The sequence below is a fragment of the Tsukamurella sp. NPDC003166 genome (assembly GCF_040611135.1).
GTDB lineage: Bacteria > Actinomycetota > Actinomycetes > Mycobacteriales > Mycobacteriaceae > Tsukamurella.
Genome location: NZ_JBEXNL010000008.1, coordinates 155,194 through 178,017, shown reverse-complemented (window position 1 = coordinate 178,017; position 22,824 = coordinate 155,194). Strand labels below are relative to the sequence as shown.

The window sequence follows — 22,824 nt, the reverse complement described above, 5'->3', positions numbered from 1 at the left end:
TGAACAAAACGAAACCACTGACAAAAATCAATGATTCCAGAAATACATCTCGCAAAGAAATAAACGAGAAAAGCCACAACACAAACAACCAAAAAATTTGATTGTCCATGCGTGCCAAAAAACTTTGGCACTGACAATTTCATCGACACACTGTTGAGTTCTCAAAGAACACGCCAAACGCGGCCGCCCACACCACACGAACCACAAGCCCGTGCTGACCGTGTGAACCGCACCCTCGCAGGCCGTCCAAGCTACCCTCCACACAACCACCCAGTCAAAAACCCTGGCCGGCCCGCTTCGGAGCAACCGTTCAAGCCTAGCAGATCGGATTTCCGTGTGCAACTCGCTCTCGCGGGCCACTCTCGGAAGCGCCTCGAACCGCTCAGTCCCACATCAGAACCCCCTCGACCGTGTCATACGTTCGAGAGCTAATCTCTCCGTGGAGGCTGGCTGCTCGGAGCAACCGTTCCAGCTTATATCGGAGTCGATCTCGGTGTCAAACCGGGGCTCGGCTCCATGTTGTCAATCTGTCTGAACTTCTACCCTCTGACCTGGGCTTTTCGGCCCCGTCCTGGTCGGTGTCGCTCTGACTTCGAATAAGTTACGCATCGTGGAACGGAAGCACAAATCTGCAGGTCAGCCTGTAACGTGCCGTTCATCTACGCAGGTCAGCGGCCCGCAGGCGGGAGCGCACCGTCGAATCCCTTGACTGTGATCCGCAGCACTAAGGCCGCCCCGCGCTCGATGGCGGGACGGCCTGTGTGGTGGTGACCAGGGGATTCAGGCGATGCGAGCACCGGCGAAGGACTTCTTGCCCCTGCGGAGGACCAGCCACTGCCCGTGCAGGAGGTCGCTCGGTGCCGGCTCCCACTCCTCCGACTCCACCTTCACGTTGTTGGCATAGGCGCCGCCCTCCTTCACCGCGCGGCGCGCGGCACCCTTGGACTCGCAGAGCCCCGTCGCCGTCAGGAGGTCGACGATGGTGCGCGGCTCCCCCGCGGCCACCTCGACCACCGAGGCCTCGGCCAAGGCGGCCGCGAGGGTCCCCTCCGGGAGGTCGACGAGGTCGCCGCGACCGAACAGTGCCTGCGAGGCGAGCTCGGCTGCGCGAGTGTGCTCCTCCCCATGGACCAGCGTCGTCATCTCGGCGGCGAGCCGCTTCTGCGCCGTGCGCCGCTGCGGCGCGTCCGCGGTCTCGCGCTCCAGCTCGGCGATCTCCTCCCGCGTGAGGAAGGTGAACCAGCGCAGGTAGCGGATCACGTCGGCGTCCGCGGTGTTCACGAAGTACTGGTACCAGGCGTACGGGCTGGTCAGCTCCGGATCCAGCCACAGCGAGCCACCGCCCGTGGACTTGCCGAACTTCTTCCCGTCCGACGACGTCACCAGCGGCGTGGTCAGCGCGTGAACATGCCGACCGTCGATCTTCCGGTTCAGGTCGACGCCGGAGACGATGTTGCCCCACTGGTCGGAACCGCCGATCTGCAGCGCACAGTCGTACCGACGGGAGAGCTCCACGTAGTCGTAGGCCTGCAGCAGCATGTAGCTGAACTCGGTGTAGCTGATCCCGTCCGACTCGAGGCGCCGCTTGACGGTGTCGCGCGCGAGCATGACGTTGATCGAGAAGTGCTTGCCCACGTCGCGTAGGAAGGTGGGCACGTTCATCTGCCCGTGCCAGTCGAGGTTGTTCACGAGGATCGCCCCGTTGTCGCCGATCAGCCCCTCGTCGCCGGAGAGCGCGACGAACCGTCGCAGCTGTCCGTCGATCTTCGCCGCCCACTCGGCCACGGTGTCCGCCGAGTTCAGCACCCGCTCCCCCACATCTCGAGGGTCGCCGACCTGGCCCGTCGCTCCGCCGCCGAGGACGATGGGCCGGTGCCCGGCCTCCTGGAAACGGCGCAGGGTCAGCAATTGCACCAAGTGGCCGGCGTGCAACGACGATGCGGTCGGATCGAAGCCCGCATAGAGCGAGATGCTCCCCGCGTCGAAACGTTCCCGCAGCGCGTCGACGTCGGTGGACTGCGCGATCAGGCCGCGCCAGGACAGTTCTTCGAGGATGTCAGCACTCACGCGCTCCATTGTGACGCAAGGGGCCTACCGGCTCACCGAAGGATGACCCGCCAGCCACAGGCGCCAGGGCAGACCGACGGCCTTGGAGATGCCGATGCGCGGCCCGACGGCGACGGGACCGCGCCGGGCGGCGAGGTCGAGGCGCACCGTCGACCCCGGATCGAGGAGGTCGATGCCCTTGTCGGCCAGGGAGATCCCGAGGGCCTGGCCGAGCCGTCCGGGGCCGGCGGCGAGGCGTTCATCACGGTCGCGCACGCCGCGCCTGGTCCGGACGTGCTCGCCACCGTCGAGGATCTCCGCGGCGCGCATGAGCACGCCGCTCCCTGTCCCGTCCGGACCCGCGGTGACGTTGATGCAGGTGTGGATGCCGTACGAGAGGTACACGTACAGGTGCCCGGCCGGGCCGAACATCACCTGGTTGCGGGGCGTGGGCCCCGGGTAGGTGTGCGCGGCGGGGTCGGGCCACGGTCCGTCGGCGGGCGAGCCGTACGCCTCGACCTCGACGATGCGGGCCCGCACGTCCCCCACGGTGACGACGGATCCGAGCACGAGCCGCGCAGCATCGAGGGGGTGGCCGGACAGCCGCTCCCGCGCGCGCTCGGGCGTCACTGCGCGGCGCGGGCCACGATCGCCTCGTGCTCGGCGGCGTCCACGTCCCGCGCCTCACCGATCAGCAGCACGGGCAGGCCGTCCTCGATCGGGTACGCGCGGCGCAGGCGCGGGTTGTAGAACAGCTCGTCCGGCACGTACAGCAGCGGTCCCTTGTCCTGCGGGCAGGCGAGGATCTTCAGCAGCGTCGCGTCGATGGCCATGCGCCCATGCTACCCAGCGGGCAGCCACACCGGCTTGACCGCGGTGCCCTCGCGGGCGGCGGCCCAGGCCTCGTCGAAGTCGGCGAAGGTGGTCACGAGCCGCTCCACGGGCAGCCGACCCGCTGCTGCGGCGGCCGCGAGCTCGGGCAGGAATTCGGACGGTTCCGAATCGCCCTCGATCACGCCGATCACGCGCAGGCCGCGGGCCATGATGAGCATGACGGGCAGGTCGGCCGACGGGGCGCCGAGCCCGACCACCGCGAGGGTGCCGCGCGGTCGGAGCGCCAGGATCGCCTGGCTCAGGACGTCCGCGCGGGCAGTGGTGTCGACGGCGGCGTGCGCGCCGCCGCCCGTCGCCTCGATGACCTGCTGCGCCGCCTGCGGGCCGGCCTCGACCGCGTGGGTCGCGCCCAGCTCGAGCGCGAGCGCGCGGCGATCCGCGCGCGGGTCCACCGCCACGATCGTGCCCGCCCCGGCCAGCTTCGCACCCATCACCGCCGCGAGCCCGACGGCGCCGGTGCCGAAGACCACCACCGACTCGCCCGGCTGCACCTGCAGGGCCCGGGTCACCGTGCCGACGCCCGTCTGGATGCTGCATCCGAGCGGCGCCGCCAGCTCGAAGGGCAGGTCGCCGATCGGCACGGTGTTGCGGTCGGTCGCGAGCGCGAGGCCGGCGAAGCTCGACTGGCCGAAGAACCCGCCGGTCACGGCCGTCTCCCCCGAGCGGATGCCCGGGAGGCCGAGGTAGTTGCGGGTGATCGACTGCTCGCAGTAGCCGGGCGTGCCCGCCGCGCAGAACTCGCAGACGCCGCAGCTGTCGAAGGTGAGCGAGACTCGGTCGCCCACGGCCAGGCCGCGCGCGTCGGGTCCGAGCGCCTCCACGACGCCCGCGCCCTCGTGGCCGAGGATCACCGGCAGGCCCTGTTCGGGCCACTGCGCGGCCAGGGTCAGGTCGGTGTGGCACACCCCGACCGCGTGGATCCGCACCAGGACCTGGTTGCCGGTGGGCACGGGGATCTGGATCTCGAGGGGCGACGGTGCCTCTCCCGGCGCGGCGACGACCCGCGCGACGGTGCCCGTCACCGGTCCGCCAGGCAGCCGCCGGACGTACCGGATGCGGCGTCGCGCTCAAGGTAGAAATAGAAGTACGGCGCGGTCAGCTTCTTCCCGGTCATCACGCCCATGACGGTGTCATCGTCGACCTTGGCGAAGTGGTCGATCACCGGCTGCCCGTCGTAGACCATCGACGCGGTCACGGTCCCGCCGAAGTCGATGAGGCGCAGCGTCGCCTCCCCCTTGCCGAGGGCGACGTTGGAGAACTTCTGACCCTGCTCGTCCACACAGACCAACGGCTGCACGTCGTTCGCCGAGACGAAGCTCTTGCCGTACCAGCGCGCCTTGCCGAGGGCGCCGTCCATCGGGTGGCCCGACGGCAGCTCACCGCCGTGCCAGTCCCCGAGCAGGAACTCGATCGAGACGGGCTCGAGCTGCGCGAACAGCCCGGCGAGCTCGGTGGGTTCGGAGTGGCGCGGCTCGTCGATGAGCCCGCGGACGGTGCGCTCTGCGGTCATGCGCCGATGTTATCCGATGTTCTCCGCCGGACACGGAGAAACGGGAACACGTTCCAGCAGTCGAGAAGTGCGGCCCGAGCGTGCCGTCGCGCGGGTACGGCTCCCCGGAACCGCGCCGGGCCTTAGGTTCATCGGCATGACATCGATCGCAGTAGTCACCGGAGCGGGCCGCGGTATCGGCCTGCGCTTCGCCCACCGCCTGGCGGACCAGGGCCATCGCGTGATCCTCACCGACATCGACGGCGAGGCGGCGCGCGCGGCGGCCGCACAGGTGGGCCGGGACGCCGTGGGGATGGCGCAGGACGTGCGCGACCTCGGATCTCACCGCGACGTCGCGGAACACGCCACGCAGCTCGGACGGCTCGCCGTGTGGGTGAACAACGCCGGGATCCTGTTCGCCGGCGACAGTTGGGACCACTCCGACGATCAGGTGGCGTCGATCCTCGACGTCAACCTGCGCGGGCCGATCGGCGGCTCCGCCGCGGCCGTGAACGCGATGGGCGCGCGGGGCGGCGCGATCCTCAACGTCGCCTCGCTCTCGGCGCTCGCCCCGGTCCCCGGGCTCGCGCTGTACGCCGCGACCAAGGCGGCGGTGCTCTCCTACACGACCTCCCTCCAGGGCGATCTCGACCACGCCGGCCTCCCGATCCGAGCCCGGGCGCTCTGCCCCGACGTGGTAGGCACCGCGATGGTCACCGACCGGGAGAAGGATCCCGGTGCAGCGCTGCTCTTCGCCGGTCCGAAGCCCCTCGACGCCGACGACGTCGCGGCGGCCGGGTTGGACCTCCTGCAGTCGCGCCAGATCTTCCGGGTCGTGCCGCGGTGGCGCGGCGTCGTCGCTCGCACGTCCGACGCGGCTCCGTCCGTGGGCCTGCCCGTCCTCCGCGCCATGCGCCGGCTCGGCGATCGCAGGCAGCGCCGCTGATCACCACTTGACGGTCCGGAGCAGCCGGGTGCACAATTCACTCGACGATGAATTCATCGTCGAGTGAATTTTTTGGGAGGCGCCATGACCAGCGCGATCACCCTGTCCGGGCTCACCGTGACCCGCTCGGGCAACACCGTCCTCGACCACCTCGACGCCGAGATCCCCGCGGGCGCCATCACCGGGCTGCTCGGCCCGTCCGGCTCCGGCAAGACCACCCTGATGCGGGTGATCGTGGGCGCCCAGCGCATCACCAGCGGCGCGGCGACGGTGCTGGGCCACCCCGCGGGCGACCCGGACCTCCGCGCCCGCGTCGGCTACACGACGCAGTCCCCCGCGGTGTACGGCGACCTCACCGTCTCCCAGAACGTCGAGTACTTCGGCGCGCTGTACCCCGGGCGCCGCGCCTCGGCGAGGGCCGACGCGGCGGAGGCCATCGACGCCGTCGGGCTCGGCGCGTTCGCCGGCCGCCGGGCGGATGCGCTCTCCGGCGGGCAGCGCTCGCGCGTGAGCATCGCGTGCGCGCTGGTCGCGCACCCCGAGCTGCTCATTCTCGACGAGCCCACCGTCGGCCTCGACCCGCTGCTGCGCGCGGAGCTGTGGGAGCGCTTCGCTGCCATGGCCGCCGCCGGCACCACGCTGTTGGTCTCCAGTCATGTCATGGACGAGGCGGCCCACTGCGCGCGCCTGATCCTGCTCCGCGAGGGGCGGCTCGTCGCCGAGCTCGCACCGTCGGACCTGCTGACCCGGACCGGCGCGCCCACCCTGGACGACGCCTTCCTCGCGCTCGTCCGCGACCAGGAGGCAGCGGCATGAGCACCGTCCTCAATCCGAGCATCACCCGTGCGACGACGGTCCGCGTCCTGCGGCAGCTGCGCGCCGACCCGCGGACCGTCGCGATGATCGTCGTGGTCCCGACGGCGCTGCTGGCCCTGCTCTACTTCCTCTACCGCGATTCCCCGGGGGGTTCGGCGGTCTTCAGCCGCATCGCCCTGGTGCTGCTCGGCGTGCTGCCCTTCGCGCTGATGTTCATCGTGACCTCGATCGCGATGCAGCGCGAGCGCGTCTCCGGCACGCTCGAGCGGCTGCTCACCACGCCGCTCGCCAAGGCAGACCTGCTGCTCGGTTACGCGGTCGCGTTCTCTCTCGCCGCGACAGTGCAGGCGGCGGTTGCGACGGCGGTCGCGGTGTACCTGCTCGGCATGGGCACCGCCGGCAGCGTGTGGCTGGTGGTGCTCATCGCCGTGGTCGACGCGTGGCTCGGTGTCGCGCTGGGCCTGTTGTTCAGCGCGTTCGCCCGCACCGAGTTCCAGGCGGTCCAATTCATGCCGATCGTCGTGGTGCCGCAGCTGTTCCTGTGCGGATTGTTCGTCCCGCACGACGCGATGCCCGGCTGGCTGCAGGGCATCGCCGACGTCCTCCCGATGACCTACGCCGTCCAGGCCCTGCAGGAGGTGGGTGCGAACGCGTCCCCGACCGGGACCATGTGGACCTCCCTCGCGGTGGTCGCCGGCTTCGCCGTCGCGGCACTCGCCCTCGCGGCGGCGACGCTGCAGCGCAGGGTCGCGTGAGCGCGGGCCGCTCGGGGCGACGGTCCGGAAGCCCGGACACCCGCGCACAGATCCTCGACGCCGCCCGGGCCGGGTTCGCCCGCGGTGGCCTGGCGGGGACGACGGTGCGTTCGATCGCGGAGGCCGCCGGGGTGGATTCGGCGCTGGTGCACCACTACTTCGGCACGAAGCAGCAGCTCTACCTCGCGGCCCTGGCGATCCCCGTCGACCCGGAGTTCGTGCGCGCGCCGCTCCGGGACGCCCCGCTCGACGACGCCGCCCGGGCACTGCTGCGCGCCCTGGTGACGATGTGGGATGGGCCCCTGCGCGACGTCGGCGTCGCGGTGATCCGCACCAATCTCGGCACCGGCGGCGACCCCGCGATCGTGCGCGGCTTCCTGCTCGAGATCGCGCTGGCCGAACTCATCGGCCGCATGGACGCGGGCCCCGGCGACGGGGCCCTCCGCGCGAATCTCATGGTGGCCCAGGTGTTCGGCCTGCTCGTGGCGCGCTACGTCGTAGGCTTCGAACCCCTCGCCTCGCTCACCGTCGACGAGGTGGTCGACCTCGCCGCGCCCCCGCTCCAGCAGGTGATCACCGGCGCACTCCCCCGCAATTGAACGCTGTTACGGAGAGAATAACCGCAGGTCGGAATCCCCGTAACAGCGTTCAATTCGGTCAGGCGGTGGTGGTCGCCCAGGTGCGCAGAGGGGGAAGGGCGGACGTGACCACCTCGAGTTGCCGGGCCACGGCCGACGGGGCCGTGCCGCCCCGGGCGTTGCGGGACGAGACGGAGCCGCGCACCGTCAGCACCTCGCGGACCTGCGGGGTCAGCGCCGGATGGATCGCCGCGAACTCCTCATCGGTGAGACCGTCGAGCCCGACGCCGCGGGACTCGGCGGCGCGGACGCACTCGCCCGCCGCCTCGTGCGCGACGCGGAACGGAACACCCTGCCGCACCATCCACTCCGCCACGTCGGTGGCGAGCGTGAACCCCGCGGGGGCCAGCTGTCCCATACGATCGGCGTGGAAGGTGAGCGTTGCGGTGAGCCCGGCGACGGCCGGCAGGAGCTGACGCAATTGCTCCACCGAGTCGAACACCGGCTCCTTGTCCTCCTGCAGGTCGCGGTTGTACGCGAGCGGCTGCGCCTTGAGCGTCGCCAGCAGGCCGGACAGGTTGCCGATGAGCCGGCCCGCCTTGCCGCGCGAGAGCTCCGCGACGTCCGGGTTCTTCTTCTGCGGCATGATCGAGCTGCCCGTCGACCACGCGTCCGCGAGGGTCACGTAGCCGAACTCGGCGGTGCTCCACAGGATCACGTCCTCCGACCAGCGCGAGAGGTCGACCGCGATCTGCGCGAGGACGTACGCCGCCTCGGCCGCGAAGTCCCGCGAGGCGGTGGCGTCGAGGCTGTTGTCGGCAGCGGAGTCGAAGCCGAGATCGGCCGCGATCGCGTCGGGATCGAGTCCCAGCGACGATCCGGCGAGCGCACCGGATCCGTACGGCGAGACCGCGATCCGCTTGTCCAGATCCTGCAGCCGCTGCACGTCGCGCAGCAGCGGGTGCGTGTACGCCAGCAGGTGGTGCGAGAGCAGGATCGGCTGCGCCGCCTGCAGGTGCGTCTTGCCCGGCAGGATCGTCTCGGGGTTGGCCTGCGCCTGCGCGACGAAGGCGTCCACCACGTCGAGCACGCCGACCGCCACGAGCCGCACCGCGTCGCGCAGCCACATCCGGAACAGCGTGGCCACCTGGTCGTTCCGCGACCGGCCCGCCCGCAGACGGCCGCCGACCTCGGCGCCGGCGCGCTCGATCAGCCCGCGCTCCAGCGCGCCGTGCACGTCCTCATCGGACTCCGCCGGCCCGAACGCGCCGGACGCCACGTCGGCCCCGAGCTGATCCAACGCCGCGAGCATCGAGGCCAGATCCTCGTCGGACAGCAGCCCGGCACGGTTGAGCACGCGGGCGTGCGCCTTCGACGCGCGCACGTCGTACGGGGCCAGCGCCCAGTCGAAGTGCGTGGACTTGCTCAGCGCGGCCATCGCCTCGGCGGGGCCGGACGCGAACCGTCCGCCCCACAGGCTGCCCTCGTTGGTGCCGTGCTTCTCGCTCACTGGCGTGAAATCCCTTCCGGGGTCGGGTGACTAGTCGGTGCCGAGGTCGAACGCGGCGTGGTTGCTGGCCTCGTCCAGAGCCGACGGGATCTGCTCGCCGCCGGAGACGATGGCCTCCGCGCCGCCCCGCTCCAGCTCGCCGACCAGCGCTGCCGTCTCGCCCGCGACGATGCCCTGCGCGGCGTACTGCTCCAGCCGCGAACGGGAATCGGCGATGTCGAGGTTGCGCATGGTGAGCTGACCGATGCGCTCGTCGGGGCCGAAGGCGGCGTCGCCCACGCGCTCCATCGAGAGCTTCTCGGGGTGGTACGAGAGGTTCGGGCCGGTGGTGTCGATGATCGAGTAGTCGTCGCCGCGGCGCAGGCGCAGCGTGACCGAGCCGGTGACGGCGGACGCGACCCAGCGGATGATCGCCTCGCGCTGCATGAGCGACTGCGGGTCCAGCCAGCGGCCCTCGTACATCAGGCGGCCCAGGCGGCGGCCCTCGTTGTGGTACGTGGCGATGGTGTCCTCGTTGTGGATCGCGTTCACCAGGCGCTCGTAGGTCGCGTGCAGCAGCGCCATGCCGGGCGCCTCGTAGATGCCGCGCGACTTGGCCTCGATGATCCGGTTCTCGATCTGGTCGGAGATGCCCAGGCCGTGGCGGCCGCCGATGCGGTTCGCCTCGCGGACCAGCTCGACCGGGTCCGAGTACTCGACGCCGTTGATCGCGACGGGCACGCCGGCCTCGAAGGTGACGGTCACGTCCTCGGTCGCGATCTCCACCGACTCGTCCCACGGGGCGACGCCCATGATCGGGTCGACGATGAGCACGCCGGTGTTGAGGAACTCCAGGTCCTTGGCCTCGTGGGTGGCGCCCCAGATGTTGGCGTCGGTGGAGTAGGCCTTCTCAGTGGAGTCGCGGTACGGGAAGCCGTGCGCGACGAGCCACTCGCTCATCTCCTTGCGGCCGCCGAGCTCGGTGACGAACTGCGAGTCGAGCCAGGGCTTGTAGATCCGCAGCGCGGGGTTCGCCATGAGGCCGTAGCGGTAGAACCGCTCGATGTCGTTGCCCTTGTAGGTGGAGCCGTCGCCCCAGATGTCGACGCCGTCCTCCTTCATTGCGCGCACCAGCATGGTGCCGGTCACGACGCGGCCGATCGGGGTGGTGTTGAAGTAGGTCTTGCCGCCCGAGCGGATGTGGAACGCGCCGGTCTGCAGGGCGGCGATGCCCTCCTGCACCAGCAGCGGCTGCACGTCGACCAGGCGTGCGATCTCGGCGCCGTACTCCTTCGCGCGGTCCGGCACGGCGTCGATGTCCGGCTCGTCGGGCTGGCCGATGTTCGCGGTGTACGTGCAGGGCACGGCGCCCTTGTCGCGCATCCAGGCGACGGCCACGGAGGTGTCGAGGCCGCCGGAGAAGGCGATGCCGACGCGCTCGCCGACGGGCAGGGTGTTGAGGACCTTGGACATGGTCGGTAAGCCTATCTGGTGGTGAGGTGTGCGGGTTCAGGCGAGCGCCACGAGGCGCTCGGCGAGATCCTTGCCTGTCAGGGGCTCGCGGGCGACCACGAGCACGGTGTCGTCGCCGGCGACGGTGCCCACGACCTCCGGCAGCGACGACCGGTCGAGAGCACTGGCGAGGAAGTTCGCCGCGCCCGGCGGGGTGCGCAGGACGCAGATGTTGCCGCTGTGATCGGTGGAGACCAGCAGTTCCCCCAGGAGGCGGGAGAGCCGCTCGGTGCCGCCGGACACGCCGCGCACGGGCGAGCCGTCCTCGGGGACCACGTACACGCCCGCACCGCCGTCGGCGCCGCGCAGCTTCACGGCGCCGAGCTCGTCGAGGTCGCGCGAGATGGTGGCCTGCGTGGCCTCGTAGCCGCCCCGGACGAGAAGCGCCTGCAGCTCGGCCTGGCTGCGGACCTGATGGTTGGCGAGGATCTCGACGATGGCCGCCTGCCGGCCCGCGCGCGTGGCCAGCGGCTGATCAGTCATGCCGCGGCGCCGGTCACGAGTGCTCCAGCAGCCAGGTGAGCAGCGCCTTCTGGGCGTGCAGTCGGTTCTCGGCCTCGTCGAAGACTGCGGATTGCGGGCCGTCGATCACCTCGTCGGTGATCTCGTCGCCGCGGTGCGCGGGCAGGCAGTGCAGCACGATCGCATCGGGGTCGGCGTGCGCGAGCAGCTCGGCGTTGATCTGGTACGGCCGGAAGGGTGCGTTGCGGTCGATGCCGTCGTCCTCCTGCCCCATCGACACCCAGGTGTCGGTGACGACCACGTCGACGCCGGCCACCGCGAGCACCGGATCGGAGATGACGCTGACCTCGGCCCCCGTCTCCTTCGCCCGGGCCCGGGCGGCCTCGACGAAGCGCTCGTCCGGCTGGAAGCCCGACGGTGCGCTGATGGTCACGTCCATCCCGGCCGTCACGCACCCGAGCATGTAACTGTGCGCCATGTTGTTCGCACCGTCGCCGAGGTAGGTCAGCTTGAGTCCGGCGACCGACCCGGTGCCCTCGGCGCCCTTGCGCTCGGCGATCGTCTGCAGGTCCGCGAGGATCTGGCAGGGGTGGAAGTCGTCGGAGAGGGCGTTGACGACGGGCACCGTCGCATACCGGGCCAGCTCCTCGAGGCCCTCCTGCGCGTAGGTGCGCCAGACGATGGCGTCGACGAACCGGGACAGGACTCGGGCGGTGTCCGGGAGGGATTCGTCGCGGCCCATCTGCGTGGACTTGGTATCGACGACCACCGCGTGGCCGCCGAGCTGCGCGACGCCCACGTCGAAGCTGAACCGGGTGCGGGTGGAGTTCTTGTCGAACAGCACCGCCACGCCTTTCGGGCCCGCCAGCGGGCGCCGCGAGAACGGCGCCGCCTTCAGCTCGGCGGCCAGGGCGAGCACCTCGCGCTGCTCGGCGGGGGTGAGGTCGTCGTCGCGGAGGAAGTGGCGGGTCATGAAGTCTCCTGGGCTGAATCGAGGAGGGACGGGAGTGCGCTGAGGAAGCGGTCGGCCTGCTCGTCGGTGAGGACGAGGGGCGGGGCCAGGCGGACGACATCGGGCTGGGCGGCGTTGAGCAGGAATCCGGCGTCGCGGGCGCCGGTCTCGACCGCCTTCGCGACGGGCTGCGCGAGCGTGATCCCCAGTAGCAGGCCCGAACCCCGCACGCCGGTGACGAGCGGATGGCCCAGTCCCTCGACGGTGGCGGCGATGTGCTTGCCGAGCGCGTCCGCGCGCTCTGCGAGTCCCTCGGACTCGATCACGTCGAGGACGGCGTTCGCGGCGGCCGCGGCGACGGGGTTGCCGCCGAAGGTGGTGCCGTGCTGGCCCGGGGTGAGCAACTCGCCCGCGGCGCCGACGGCCACCGTCGCCCCGATGGGCAGGCCGCCGCCGAGCCCCTTGGCGAGCGTGAAGACGTCCGGGGTCACGCCTGCCCGCTGATACGCGAACAGCGTTCCGGTACGGGCGATCCCGGTCTGCACCTCGTCGAGCACGAGGAGCGCGCCGGCATCGGTCGCGGCGGCGCGGGCCTGCGCGAGGTAACCCTCGGGCGGGACGACGACGCCGTACTCCCCCATGATCGGCTCGAGGAAGATCGCGGCCACCTCGCCGGCCTCCGGAGCGGTGGCCGCGCGCAGTGCGGCGGCGTCGCCGTAGGGCACGTGCGTCACCGACGCGATGAGCGGTTCGAAGGGCTCCCGCTTGCCGGGCTGCCCGGTCAGTGCCAGCGAACCCATGGTCCGGCCGTGGAAGGCCCCCTCGGCGGCGATCATCCGCGTCCGGCCCGTGCGCCGGCCGATCTTGATGGCGGCCTCGTTGGCCTCCGCGCCCGAGTTGCTGAAGAACACCCGGGTTCCGGGGACGCCCACCGCCTCGGTGAGCCGCTCGGCGAGGCGGACGACGGGCTCGCTGATGTACAGGTTCGAGACGTGACCGAGGGTCGAGACCTGCTGCGTCACCGCCTCGATGATCTTCGGGTGCGCGTGGCCGAGCGCGTTGACGGCGATGCCGCCGAGCAGGTCGACGTACTCCTTGCCGTCGGCGTCGACCACCGCGGCGCCGCTGCCGGACACCAGCGCGACGGGCGGGGTGCCGTAGGTGTTCATCAGCGCGGCGTTCCACCGCTGCTGCATCGTTTGGTTCGTCATGTGTGTCAGATCCAGGTCTTCTCAGTGTGATTCGGGGCGGTCACCATCGTGCCGATGCCCTTGGTCGTGAACAGTTCGAGAAGCACGGAGTGCGGCACCCGCCCGTCGATGACGTGCGCGGTGGGAACGCCCCCGTGCACGGCTCGCAGGCACGCCTCCATCTTCGGCACCATCCCGGAGTCGAGGCTCGGCAACAGGGCGGTCAGCGCGTCGGTGTCGATCTCCGAGGTCAGCGAGGACCGGTCGGGCCAGTTCGTGTAGAGACCCTCGACATCGGTGAGTACCACCAGCTTCTGCGCGCCCAGCGCCTCGGCCACGGCGGCCGCGGCCGTATCGGCGTTGATGTTGTGCACCACCCCGTCCGCGTCCGGCGCGATCGTTGAGATCACGGGGATGCGGCCGGCGGCGATGAGGTCGTTCACCGCCTCGGGGTTGACCTCCGTGACATCGCCCACGAGCCCGATGTCGGTGGGGGCACCGTCGACCACGACCTCCCGGCGGGTGGCCGTGAACAGGTGGGCGTCCTCGCCGGACATGCCCACGGCGAAGGGTCCGTGGGAGTTGATGAGCCCGACGAGCTCGCGGCCGACCTGGCCGAAGAGCACCATCCGCACGACGTCCATCACCTCGGGTGTGGTGACCCGGAAGCCGCCCCGGAACTCGCCCTCCATGCCGAGCCGCTTCAGCATCGCGTTGATCTGCGGCCCGCCGCCGTGCACCACCACCGGGTGCAGGCCGCAGGTACGCAGGAACACCATGTCCTGGGCGAAGCTGCGCTTGAGGTCGTCATCGACCATGGCGTTGCCGCCGTACTTGACCACCACCGTCTTGCCGTGGAAGTCGAGTAGCCAGGGCAGCGCCTCGGCGAGCACGCCCGCCTTGTCCAGCGGGGTGAGATCCGGTGCGCTCATGAGGAGTAGGCCGAGTTCTCTTCGACGTACGCGTGCGAGAGGTCGGTGGTGCGGATCGTCGCGGTGCCGCGTCCGAGCCCCAGGTCGACGGTGACGTCGATCTCCGGCCCGGAGAGGTCAACCTCACGCGCACCCGGTACGCCGCAGCCCTTCTCGGCGATGGGCTGCCCGTTGAACGAGACCGTCAGCCGGTCGTGGATCAGCTCGATCGGGGCGATGCCGATCGCGGCCATGACGCGGCCCCAGTTCGGATCGCTGCCGAACAGCGCGGTCTTGACCAGGCTGTCCCGGGCGATGGCCCGGGCGCCGATCAGGGCCTCCTCCTCGGAGACGGCGCCGGTCACGGTGATGAGGATCCGCTTGGTCACGCCCTCGGCGTCGCCCTGCAGCTGCGCGGCGAGGTCGTCGCAGACCTCGCGCACCGCGGCGTTGAGTTCGTCCTGGGTGCAGGTCTTCTCGCTCGCCCCGCTGCTGAGCAGCAGGACCGTGTCGTTGGTGGAGGTGGCACCGTCCACGTCGAGCCGGTCGAAGGTGTAGCCCGTGGCGTACCGCAGGGCCTCGTCGAGCTGCTCCGGCGTGGCGTGCACGTCGGTGGTGAGCACCACCAGCATGGTCGCGAGCGACGGGGCCATCATGCCCGCCCCCTTCGCCATGCCGCCGACGTTCCAGCCGCCGGAGTGGTGCAGCGCCGTCTCCTTGGGCACGGTGTCCGTGGTCATGATCGCGTGCGCCGCGTCGGTGCCACCGGTGAGGCCACCACCCATCTCGTGCACGATCTCGGTGACGCCGGCGAGCACCTTGTCCATGGGCAGCCGGTCGCCGATGAGGCCGGTCGAGCAGACCGCCACCTCACCAGCACCGGTCTCGGTCCCCCAGTGGCTCAACACCTCCGCGACCTTCTCCGCCGTGGCGTGCGTGTCCTGGAAACCCCCGGGGCCGGTGCACGCGTTGGCGCCGCCGGAGTTGAGGATCACGGCCCGCAGGTGACCGTCCTTCAGCACCTGCTCGCTCCACAGCACGGGCGCGGCCCGGACCTTGTTGCGCGTGAAGACGCCCGCCGCCGCGTAGTGCGGCCCCTCGTTGAAAACGAGTGCCAGATCCGGCTTGCCGGAGGCCTTGATCCCGGCCGCGATGCCCGCGGCCTTGAACCCCAGCGGCGCCGTCACGCCCTGGTTCCGAACGAGTTTGAAGCTCCCAGCGGTCACGGCGCGACTCCTACGATGCTCAGGCCCGCGGTCTCGGGGAAACCGAGCGCGAGGTTCATGGACTGGACGGCGGCGCCGCCGGTGCCCTTGGTGAGGTTGTCGATCGCGGCGGTGGCGACGAGCCGTCCGGCGCGCTCGTCGACGGCCACCTGCACCTGCACGGCGTTGCTGCCGAGCACCGACTTCGTCTGCGGCTGCGCCCCTTCGGGGAGCAGGTGGACGAAGGGCTCGTCGGCGTACGCCTTTTCGTAGACCGCCCGGGCCTGCGCGGCGGTCACCGTCGTCGGGGCGGAGACGGTGGCGAGGATGCCCCGCGCCATGGGCACGAGGACCGGCGTGAACGACACCGTCAGCGGCGAATTCGCGGCCGCCGAGAGGTTCTGGGTGATCTCCGGGGTGTGCCGGTGCGTGGTCACGCCGTAGGCCCGCGCGGAGCCGATCGCCTCGGAGGCGAGGAGGTCGGTCCGCAACGACTTGCCGGCGCCGGACGTGCCGCTCACGGCGACGACGGTGACCTCGGGCGCCACGATGCCGGCCGCGACGGCGGGCAGGAAGGCGAGGGTGGATACCGTCGGGTAGCAGCCCGGGACGGCGATGCGCGACGCGCCCGCCAGGACCTCACGGTTGCCGGGCAGTTCGGGCAGCCCGTAGGGCCAGGTCCCGGCGTGGGCGCTGCCGTAGTAGCGCTCCCACTCGGCGGCGTCCTTGAGCCGGTAGTCGGCGCCGCAGTCGATGATGAGGGTCGACGGGGGCAGCGCCTCGGCGATCTCGGCCGACTTGCCGTGCGGCAGGCCGAGGAAGACCACGTCGTGGCCGCGCAGCGTCTCCGGGGTGGTCTCCTGCAGGACGCGGTCCGCGAGGGGCAGCAGGTGCGGGTGGTGCTCGAAGAGCGTGCTGCCGGCGTTGCCGCCGGCGGTGAGCGCGCCGATCGTGAGCTCACCGGAGAGGTACTGCGGGTGGTTCAGCAGCAGCCGGAGGATCTCTCCCCCGGCGTAGCCGCTGGCGCCCGCGATCGCGACGGAAACAGTCATGCGATGATTATGCACCATCATGCAAGCCTATTCATAGAACCGGGTGGATCCGCCGCACGGCGCCCGCTCACGCCCGCGTCAGAACGGCCAGATCACCGGAACGAGCCCGATCGCGACGGCGGCGAACAGCATCATGCACGGCAGGCCCAGGCGCCAGAAGTCGCCGAACCGGTAGGCGCCCGGGTCCTGGACCATGAGGTTGCCGGTCGTGGCCACCGGCGTGAGGAAGGCAGCCGCGCCCGCCACGGTGATCGCCATCAGCATCGGCAGCGGCGAGACGTGCGCGGTCTCGGCCACCGATGCCGCGATCGGCGCGACGATCAGCACCGTCGCGAGATTGCTGATGAACTGCCCCATCGCGAGCACGGTGACCACGATCCCCGCCAGCAGGAGCACCGGTGAGCCGCCACCGAGCCGCTCGACCAGCGTCCGGGACACGGCGTCGGCGATACCGCTCGACTGGATCGCGGTCGACATCGGCAGCATGCCCGCCACCACGAGCAGCGTCGGCAGCGAGATGGAGCGCTCCGCCTGCGCCATCGTGATCACCCGCAGCGCGACGAGCACCGCCGCCGCGACGAGCACCACGATCGCGGGCGGCTGCAGGTCGAGCGCGAGCGCCGCGCACATCAGCACGAGCACCGCTCCCGCGGCGACGGCGCGCGGACCGGGACGGGCTGGCTGCCGACGCACCCGGTCCGGATCGTCGACGGGGAGGACGCCGGCGCCGGCCCGCCGCGCGAGGGCGTCCCAGGTACCGCGCAGCAGGATGACATCGCCGACGCGCAGGTCCGCGTGCTCGACGGGGCGGTCGGCCCGCCGGACCGCCACGACGATCAGCTCCCCGTCGTCGGTGAGCATGCCCGGGTACACGTGGTCGCCGAGGAACGGCGATCGCGGCGGGATCACGAACTCGGTGACCCCGTCGGCGGCACCCAGCGCCGTCGCCGACTCGTCGATCGCGTACTCCCGCGCCAGCGTCGCGGCGTGCGCGCTGAAGTCGCGCGGGGCACCGTCGGCCGTGCGCTCCGGGAGGACGCGCGGCCCGAGGAAGACGGCGAGCGCGACGACGCCGATCACGAGGGGCGCGCCGACCAACGCGAACTCGAGGAACCCGAACGGGCGCGCCCCCGCGTCGACGGCGAGCTCGGACACCAGGACGTTGATCGGCGTGCCCAGCATGGTCAGCATGGAGCCCGCGTGCGCGGCGAAGGCGAGCGGCAGCAGTATCTGCGACGGTGCGATCCGCGCCCGCGTCGCCATGATCACCGCGACCGGCACGAGCGCCGCGATCGCGCCGTTCACACTGATCAGGGCGGTGAGCACGGCCGAGAGCAGCATCAGGGCCACGACGATCGACGTGCGGCTACCGCCGACCCGCGCCCCGATCAGCTGTCCGATCCACGCGGTCAGGCCGGTGGCGTCGAGCGCCTCGCTGACCACGAACAACCCGGCCAGGTAGAGGACGATCGGATCGCCGAAGCCCGCGATCGCCTGCGCGAACGTGACCGTACCGGTGAGGAACAGCGCCAGCGCGACGCCGAGCGCGGTGATCGCGGCCGGCACGACGTTCCACACGAAGGACACGACCGCGACCAGCAGGATCGTGGCCGTGATCGCCATCGGACTCATCCGAGGACGCCGAGACCCTGGCCGAGGAAATAGGAGCCGAGCAGCACCAGGACCGTCACCGTGATGGCGCTGAGGTTCGTCTCGAGCCAGTCCCGCGTCCGGGCCAGCGGCTCCGCGAGGCGCGACCCGCCCACCACCGCGACGGTCAGCGGCGCGACGATTCCCGCGCTCGCGACCACGGCGAACACCACGATCGCACCGACCGCGGCGCCGCCGTGCAGGCCCGCGACGCCGAACCGGACACCCGCGCCGACCGCGAGCGGGATGTTCTTGATCACCACGAGGCCCTGCGCCAGGCCCAGGCCGAGGGCGCCGGGCACCCCGATCCCGTCGAGCCGGGCGAGCGTCGCGTTCCGCGGCACCGTCTCCCCCGGCGCGGGGCGCTTGCGCCACGCGAGGACCGCCAGGCCGAGGAACAGCGCGGCGAAGGCGAGTTGGACGAGGTCGACGCCCGTCTCGGTGGCATCGTGGTCGGCCTCGTCGGCCGCCTCGACGACGAGGAGCGCGACGGTCGCGATGACGAGGATCGCGACGAACCACCCCAGCCCGAAGGCGGCCGTCTTGACGACCCCGCGGCGTCCCAGCAGCAGGACCACCGCCGTGACCACGGCGAACGGGCTCAGTGCGAGTCCCGTGGCGAGCGGGAGCGAGTCACCCAGTGCGGTCCACATCAGAACTCGTCGAGGAGGGCGTCGATCTCGGGGAAGGTCGTCACCGACGGCGCGTCGATCAGCTCGCCGCGCACCACGACGGCGACGGGGCTCGCCAGGGTCCGGACGTCGTCGAGGGGGTTGGCGGCGGTGACGAGGAGGTCCGCGGACTTGCCGGGATCGATCGAGCCGGTCTCGCCGTCGATGCCGAGGATGCGGGCGTTGGCCCCCGTCGCCGCGTGCAGCGCCCGCGCGGCCGGGACGCCACCGTACCGGATCACGAAATCGATCTCGCGCCAGGTGTTGTAGTGGGTCACGAAGGTCAGCGCCGAGTCGGTCCCCATGCCCAGCTCGATATCGTGCTCCAACGCGACCCGGATACCCGCGAGCATCTCGTCGAGCACCATCACGGCGTTGGCCCGGCTGACCTCGTTGGCGCCCGTCACCGACGGCTCGAGCTTGACCAGGGGCAGGCACGCCATGAGCGTCGGGATCAGGGACGAGTGGCCGCGCAGCGAGTTCGGGTTGTCCTTGAACAACGCGATCACCTCGTCGCTCATCGCCGCACCGTGCTCGATCGTGTCGACACCGGCGCGCAGCGCCGCCAGGATGCCGTCCTCGCTCTGCGCGTGCGCGGCGACCAGGATCCCCGCCGCGTGCGCCTCCTCGCAGACGATGCGCATGTTCGTCTCGGACATCTCGGGTGTCCCGGCGTGACCGATCGCCTTGGCGTCGGTCACTCCGCCCGTCGCCGAGATTTTCATCGCGCGAACCCCGTTGTCGAGGTTCTGGCGCGTGTTGCGCCGCGTGGCGTCGGCATCGGAGCAGATCAGAGCGATCTGCGGGGCGCCGTGCCCCTCGGGGATCGCCAGCAGCGGCCCCGACGGGATCAGCCGCGGACCGAGGTAGTCACCACGCTCGATCGCGGCCGCGGTGCGCACCACCTCGTACCCGGGTTCGCCGAGGCTGCGGATCGTGGTGACGCCGGTGTTCATCTGGGTCAGCACGGCGCGCTTGGTGCGCCCGTCGAGCCACCGGTGCCCGAAGGGACTGTGCGCGAACAGGGCGACGAGCTTCTCGGCGCGCTCGCTGGTGAGGATCTTCGGGATCGGCCGACCGTCCGAGAACAGGTGCGCGTGGGCGTTGATCAGTCCCGGCATCACGAATCGGCCGCGCGCGTCGACGACGCGGGCACCGTCGGGCACGGACGTCTCGGCGGCGGGCCCGACGGTGACGATCCGACCGTCGGCGCCGACGACGACTGTGCGATCGTGAAGGATCGTCCCGTCCCGGTCACCCGTGATGAGTGTTGCGTTCGTGAAGGCGAGCGGCTGGCTCATGGCGAGGAATCCTCCTGTGGTCGAACAGAAGTATGACGGCGCCCGGCATCGCACGTGCCCCGCTTCACCGGTGATATCACCCTCGGTTTCACCCTCCGGTGGATGTCGGGTCGGCCGCCCGATAGAGCCGCGGGGTTGCGTTATCGTGAACTCCGATCCGCCCCGTGCGGCGACGACGAGGGGGGCGATGAAGGTCGAGCAGGACAGCGGCGGACCGTCGGAACTCCTCGCGGAGGCCGTGCGCTCGGGTGACCCGGAGCGCATCGCGGCGGTCGCGACCCAGCACATCTGGCCGCTCTTCAACACCGCGCACGCCGCGCTGCTCGCCGCGATCTCGCCGCTGCCCGGCGCGACGATCGGCCGGTACCCCGTCCTGCAGCTGGTCCACCCGCTGGCGCCGGTGTTCGCGAGGTCGACCAGGCCCTTCACCGTGCACGCCCTGAACCGGTACCGGCGCGCGGGCTACGAGGAGTCGCTCGTCCTGACGATGCAGATGATCGGCAGCCGGATGAGCGGAGACATCGGTACCGCGCTCGGCTACGCACACCAGCTGGTCGCCCGCCTGCGGACCGAGGGCCCCTTCGACGTTCCCGCCGCCGACGATCCGTCGTGGTTCTTCCGCCATCAGATCGGCACGACGCACCTCATGGCCGGCCAGACGGTGGCGGCCCTGCGCGAGTTCGGGACGGCGCGCCAGATCGGCGAGGTCATCGGATCCGCCGACGCCGTCCGATCGGCCGCCGGGCGAGCCGCTCTCACCCATGCGGTCCGGGGCGCCGTCGACGATGCGCAGCGCGCCCTGGACACCGCCACGGCACTCCCGCATCCCGGCCCGGCGTACGCGGACGCCGCGCTGGGAACGGAGCGGACGGCGGCCGCGCTCATCGACATCGCGCGCATGCGGCCGGAGCGGGACCGCTCCGTCGCACTGCTGGAAGCGCTCGACACCGCCGACGTGGTGTGGCCGTTCGTGATGTACGCGCGGGCGTCTCACGCTCTGGCGGACGGACGCGCGGGCGACGCCCTCGACGCGATCGCGATGAGCACCGTGAGCCACGACGTCCGGGCGGGCACGTTCGCGTCCGACGCGGCGAGCGCGCTGCGGATCACGGCGCACCTCGCGCTGGGCGAGGTGAACGCCGCCCGGCGAGCGCTCGAGACGGCGACGGTGCACGGCACGCTGACCAGGGTGGCGGAGATCCGCCTGGCCCTGCACGAGGCCGACCCGATCCGGGCCCACGCCCGCCAGGTCGCACTGACCGCCGCCGAGCTCAGCCCCGCCCAGTGGGCCGAGGTCACCCTGCTGGCGGCGTGGCGGGAGAGCCTCGCGGGAGAGGTCTCCGACGAGCTGGCGCACCGCACGGCCGACCTCGCCGCGAGCCCCGGCAACCGGCGCGCGTTCACCGGCGTGCCGGCCACCGTGATCGACGCGGTCCTCGACCGGCTCCCGGAGTCCGCGCGGGCGAGCTTCACTGCGCGGATCGACGGCCTGCCGCTCGGCGCACCGCCGACCCCGCGGCCGCGGCTGACCCCGCGCGAGTACCAGGTACTCCGCGCACTGATCGACCACGACAACCGCGCCGATATGGCCGCGGCGCTCGGCGTGTCGACCAACACGGTGAAGACCCAGCTGCGATCGCTCTACCGGAAGCTGGGTGCCACGTCGAAGAACGAGGCCCTCACGTCCGCGGCCCGGCTGGCGCTCCTGCCGAGCGGCCGCTGACGCGCCGCGCTTTCCTTGGCGCTCCCACAGGATCCGGCCAGCCCGGGGACAGGCATCGTCGGCATCCTCGGGAGCAGTAACGAACCGCATCGCCGACCCGAAGGACCTCACATGCGCAACGATCACCGGAACGACCCCACCGCCATGACGCAGCCGCTGTCCCTGCCGCGCCACCAGGGCGGCGTGCGCGGCACCGTCAACCGCGTCCTCGACAGCTTCGCGCCGCGCGTGGAGAACCGCACCATGCTCGTGAAGATGGGGCGCGGCCGCCCCAGCCTGGTGGGCGACCACCGGCGCGGCAATCACATCACGCAGGCCTTCCACCTCGGCTGACCCCGACCCACGGCCCCACTCGGCTCCGACGTTCTCCGCTCAGGCGAAGCGCGCGAGGCGGGCGGCCGCAGCGGCGGTGCCGCCCATCCGCGCGATGGTCCGCCGCTCGTCGTCGAGCTGCTCGACGTAGCCGCGGGCGTACGACGCCCGGACCAGGCGCCGCGCCTCGCCGAGCCCGGGATGCGGGCCGGCGAGCATCCGCTCCACTTCCGCGGTCACCGCAGCCTCCAGCTCGCCCGCCGGCACGGCCAGGTCGATCAGACCCCAGTCCGCCGCGGTCGCGGCGTCGATCCGGTCGCCGTGCAGGAGCATCCGCATCGCCCGCCGGAACCCGACCGCCTTCGGCAGCAGCGCCGAGACCCCGCAGTCCGGGCTGAGCCCGACGCCGGTGTACGCGGTCGAGAAGTGCGCCGTATCGGCCGCGATCGCGATGTCGGCGGCGAGCACCAGCCCCAGTCCGCCGCCCGCGACGGGTCCCTGGATCGCCACCACCACGGGCACCGCGAGCCCGTCCAACACGGCGAGCGACCGGTGGATCGTGTCCGCCAGGTGATCGAGCATCGCGGAGCGGTCGTCGGCCGCGACCATCGCCTTGACATCGCCGCCCGCGCAGAAGAACCGCCCCTCGGCGCGGAGCACGACGACCCGCACACCCGGATCGGCGGCGATCCGCGCGGTCACCGTCACCAGCGCGTCGGCGAGGGGTTGGTTCAGCGCGTTCGCGGCGTCCGGCCGATGCAGCACGATCGTCGCGACCCCGCGCTCGTCGCGCTCGAACACGAGTCCCGAACCTGCGCCCACTGCATCGTCGTTCATCGACAACCTCCTCCGTCCATCACTGCCGCTGCA

23 protein-coding genes are annotated in these 22,824 nt (G+C 71.3%); 6 read left to right on the top strand and 17 right to left on the bottom strand.

The genetic code is table 11. From position 1 onward, the window contains the following. Positions 1–780: 780 nt before the first annotated feature. From tyrS to ABZX10_RS12010, 5 genes are read right to left on the bottom strand one after another with little or no spacing between them, the layout of a single operon-like run. Positions 781–2,067, bottom strand: a complete 1,287-nt coding sequence (gene tyrS, locus ABZX10_RS12030) for a tyrosine--tRNA ligase (RefSeq protein ID WP_355539304.1) — start codon at positions 2,065–2,067, stop codon at positions 781–783. Positions 2,068–2,091: 24 nt separating this feature from the next. Continuing rightward, a complete protein-coding gene (locus tag ABZX10_RS12025) occupies positions 2,092–2,676 on the bottom strand; it encodes a DNA-3-methyladenine glycosylase (RefSeq protein WP_355539301.1) in 585 nt (194 codons plus the stop codon). Beyond that, positions 2,673–2,879, bottom strand: coding sequence for a Trm112 family protein (locus tag ABZX10_RS12020; RefSeq protein WP_355539298.1), 207 nt, complete (start codon positions 2,877–2,879; stop codon positions 2,673–2,675). Before ABZX10_RS12020 ends, ABZX10_RS12025 begins: the two co-directional genes overlap by 4 nt. A 9-nt stretch (positions 2,880–2,888) precedes the next feature. Then, positions 2,889–3,962 carry an NAD(P)-dependent alcohol dehydrogenase gene (locus tag ABZX10_RS12015; protein ID WP_355539295.1) on the bottom strand — a complete coding sequence of 358 codons (1,074 nt, stop codon included), beginning with the start codon at positions 3,960–3,962 and terminating at the stop codon, positions 2,889–2,891. Further along, the gene (locus tag ABZX10_RS12010) at positions 3,959–4,450 is read right to left on the bottom strand and encodes a DUF4334 domain-containing protein (RefSeq protein ID WP_355539292.1); all 492 of its coding nucleotides are present in this window, start codon (positions 4,448–4,450) and stop codon (positions 3,959–3,961) included. Before ABZX10_RS12010 ends, ABZX10_RS12015 begins: the two co-directional genes overlap by 4 nt. A gap of 136 nt (positions 4,451–4,586) precedes the next feature. Here ABZX10_RS12010 and ABZX10_RS12005 point away from each other — a divergent pair, with 136 nt between their 5' ends. From ABZX10_RS12005 to ABZX10_RS11990, 4 genes are all read left to right on the top strand, one after another. Continuing rightward, a complete protein-coding gene (locus ABZX10_RS12005; RefSeq protein ID WP_355539289.1) occupies positions 4,587–5,375 on the top strand; it encodes an SDR family NAD(P)-dependent oxidoreductase in 789 nt (262 codons plus the stop codon). Positions 5,376–5,459: 84 nt separating this feature from the next. Next, positions 5,460–6,191, top strand: coding sequence for an ABC transporter ATP-binding protein (locus ABZX10_RS12000; protein ID WP_355539286.1), 732 nt, complete (start codon positions 5,460–5,462; stop codon positions 6,189–6,191). Then, the gene (locus ABZX10_RS11995; protein WP_355539283.1) at positions 6,188–6,946 is read left to right on the top strand and encodes an ABC transporter permease; all 759 of its coding nucleotides are present in this window, start codon (positions 6,188–6,190) and stop codon (positions 6,944–6,946) included. The genes ABZX10_RS12000 and ABZX10_RS11995 overlap by 4 nt, the downstream gene beginning before the upstream one ends. After that, entirely contained in the window at positions 6,943–7,545 is a 603-nt protein-coding gene (locus ABZX10_RS11990; RefSeq protein WP_355539280.1) for a TetR family transcriptional regulator, read from the top strand. Before ABZX10_RS11995 ends, ABZX10_RS11990 begins: the two co-directional genes overlap by 4 nt. A 58-nt stretch (positions 7,546–7,603) precedes the next feature. Here the strand turns inward: ABZX10_RS11990 and argH are convergent, their stop codons facing one another. The 11 genes from argH to ABZX10_RS11935 all read right to left on the bottom strand — a co-directional run bounded on the left by argH (position 7,604) and on the right by ABZX10_RS11935 (position 19,919). Continuing rightward, positions 7,604–9,034 carry an argininosuccinate lyase gene (gene argH / locus ABZX10_RS11985; protein ID WP_355539277.1) on the bottom strand — a complete coding sequence of 477 codons (1,431 nt, stop codon included), beginning with the start codon at positions 9,032–9,034 and terminating at the stop codon, positions 7,604–7,606. Positions 9,035–9,064: 30 nt separating this feature from the next. Further along, positions 9,065–10,486, bottom strand: coding sequence for an argininosuccinate synthase (argG, locus tag ABZX10_RS11980; protein ID WP_355539274.1), 1,422 nt, complete (start codon positions 10,484–10,486; stop codon positions 9,065–9,067). A gap of 36 nt (positions 10,487–10,522) precedes the next feature. After that, positions 10,523–11,008 (bottom strand): arginine repressor, encoded by a 486-nt coding sequence (locus ABZX10_RS11975; protein WP_146437321.1) that lies wholly within the window; start codon positions 11,006–11,008, stop codon positions 10,523–10,525. 13 nt (positions 11,009–11,021) lie between these two features. Then, the gene (argF, locus tag ABZX10_RS11970) at positions 11,022–11,960 is read right to left on the bottom strand and encodes an ornithine carbamoyltransferase (protein ID WP_355539269.1); all 939 of its coding nucleotides are present in this window, start codon (positions 11,958–11,960) and stop codon (positions 11,022–11,024) included. Beyond that, positions 11,957–13,150: an acetylornithine transaminase gene (locus ABZX10_RS11965; RefSeq protein WP_355539266.1), complete on the bottom strand. Its 1,194-nt coding sequence runs from the start codon at positions 13,148–13,150 to the stop codon at positions 11,957–11,959. Before ABZX10_RS11965 ends, argF begins: the two co-directional genes overlap by 4 nt. 5 nt (positions 13,151–13,155) lie before the next feature. Further along, positions 13,156–14,061, bottom strand: coding sequence for an acetylglutamate kinase (gene argB / locus ABZX10_RS11960; RefSeq protein ID WP_355539263.1), 906 nt, complete (start codon positions 14,059–14,061; stop codon positions 13,156–13,158). Further along, on the bottom strand, positions 14,058–15,266 hold the full coding sequence (gene argJ, locus ABZX10_RS11955; protein ID WP_355539260.1) for a bifunctional glutamate N-acetyltransferase/amino-acid acetyltransferase ArgJ: 1,209 nt from the start codon (positions 15,264–15,266) through the stop codon (positions 14,058–14,060). The genes argB and argJ overlap by 4 nt, the downstream gene beginning before the upstream one ends. Then, positions 15,263–16,297 carry an N-acetyl-gamma-glutamyl-phosphate reductase gene (gene argC / locus ABZX10_RS11950; RefSeq protein ID WP_355539257.1) on the bottom strand — a complete coding sequence of 345 codons (1,035 nt, stop codon included), beginning with the start codon at positions 16,295–16,297 and terminating at the stop codon, positions 15,263–15,265. Before argC ends, argJ begins: the two co-directional genes overlap by 4 nt. A gap of 78 nt (positions 16,298–16,375) precedes the next feature. Continuing rightward, positions 16,376–17,920, bottom strand: coding sequence for an SLC13 family permease (locus tag ABZX10_RS11945; protein WP_355539254.1), 1,545 nt, complete (start codon positions 17,918–17,920; stop codon positions 16,376–16,378). A 5-nt stretch (positions 17,921–17,925) separates the two neighbouring features. Further along, positions 17,926–18,600, bottom strand: coding sequence for a GAP family protein (locus ABZX10_RS11940; RefSeq protein ID WP_355539251.1), 675 nt, complete (start codon positions 18,598–18,600; stop codon positions 17,926–17,928). Further along, complete coding sequence (locus ABZX10_RS11935) at positions 18,600–19,919, bottom strand: amidohydrolase family protein (protein WP_355539248.1); 1,320 nt, start codon at positions 19,917–19,919, stop codon at positions 18,600–18,602. Before ABZX10_RS11935 ends, ABZX10_RS11940 begins: the two co-directional genes overlap by 1 nt. A 187-nt stretch (positions 19,920–20,106) precedes the next feature. Between ABZX10_RS11935 and ABZX10_RS11930 the strand changes: the two genes are divergently transcribed. Both ABZX10_RS11930 and ABZX10_RS11925 read left to right on the top strand, forming a co-directional pair. Further along, positions 20,107–21,642 (top strand): LuxR C-terminal-related transcriptional regulator, encoded by a 1,536-nt coding sequence (locus ABZX10_RS11930; protein ID WP_355539245.1) that lies wholly within the window; start codon positions 20,107–20,109, stop codon positions 21,640–21,642. Positions 21,643–21,753: 111 nt separating this feature from the next. Beyond that, positions 21,754–21,975: a hypothetical protein gene (locus ABZX10_RS11925; RefSeq protein ID WP_355539242.1), complete on the top strand. Its 222-nt coding sequence runs from the start codon at positions 21,754–21,756 to the stop codon at positions 21,973–21,975. A 39-nt stretch (positions 21,976–22,014) separates the two neighbouring features. Here the strand turns inward: ABZX10_RS11925 and ABZX10_RS11920 are convergent, their stop codons facing one another. Continuing rightward, positions 22,015–22,791: an enoyl-CoA hydratase-related protein gene (locus ABZX10_RS11920; RefSeq protein WP_355539239.1), complete on the bottom strand. Its 777-nt coding sequence runs from the start codon at positions 22,789–22,791 to the stop codon at positions 22,015–22,017. Between the last annotated feature and the right edge of the window lie 33 nt (positions 22,792–22,824).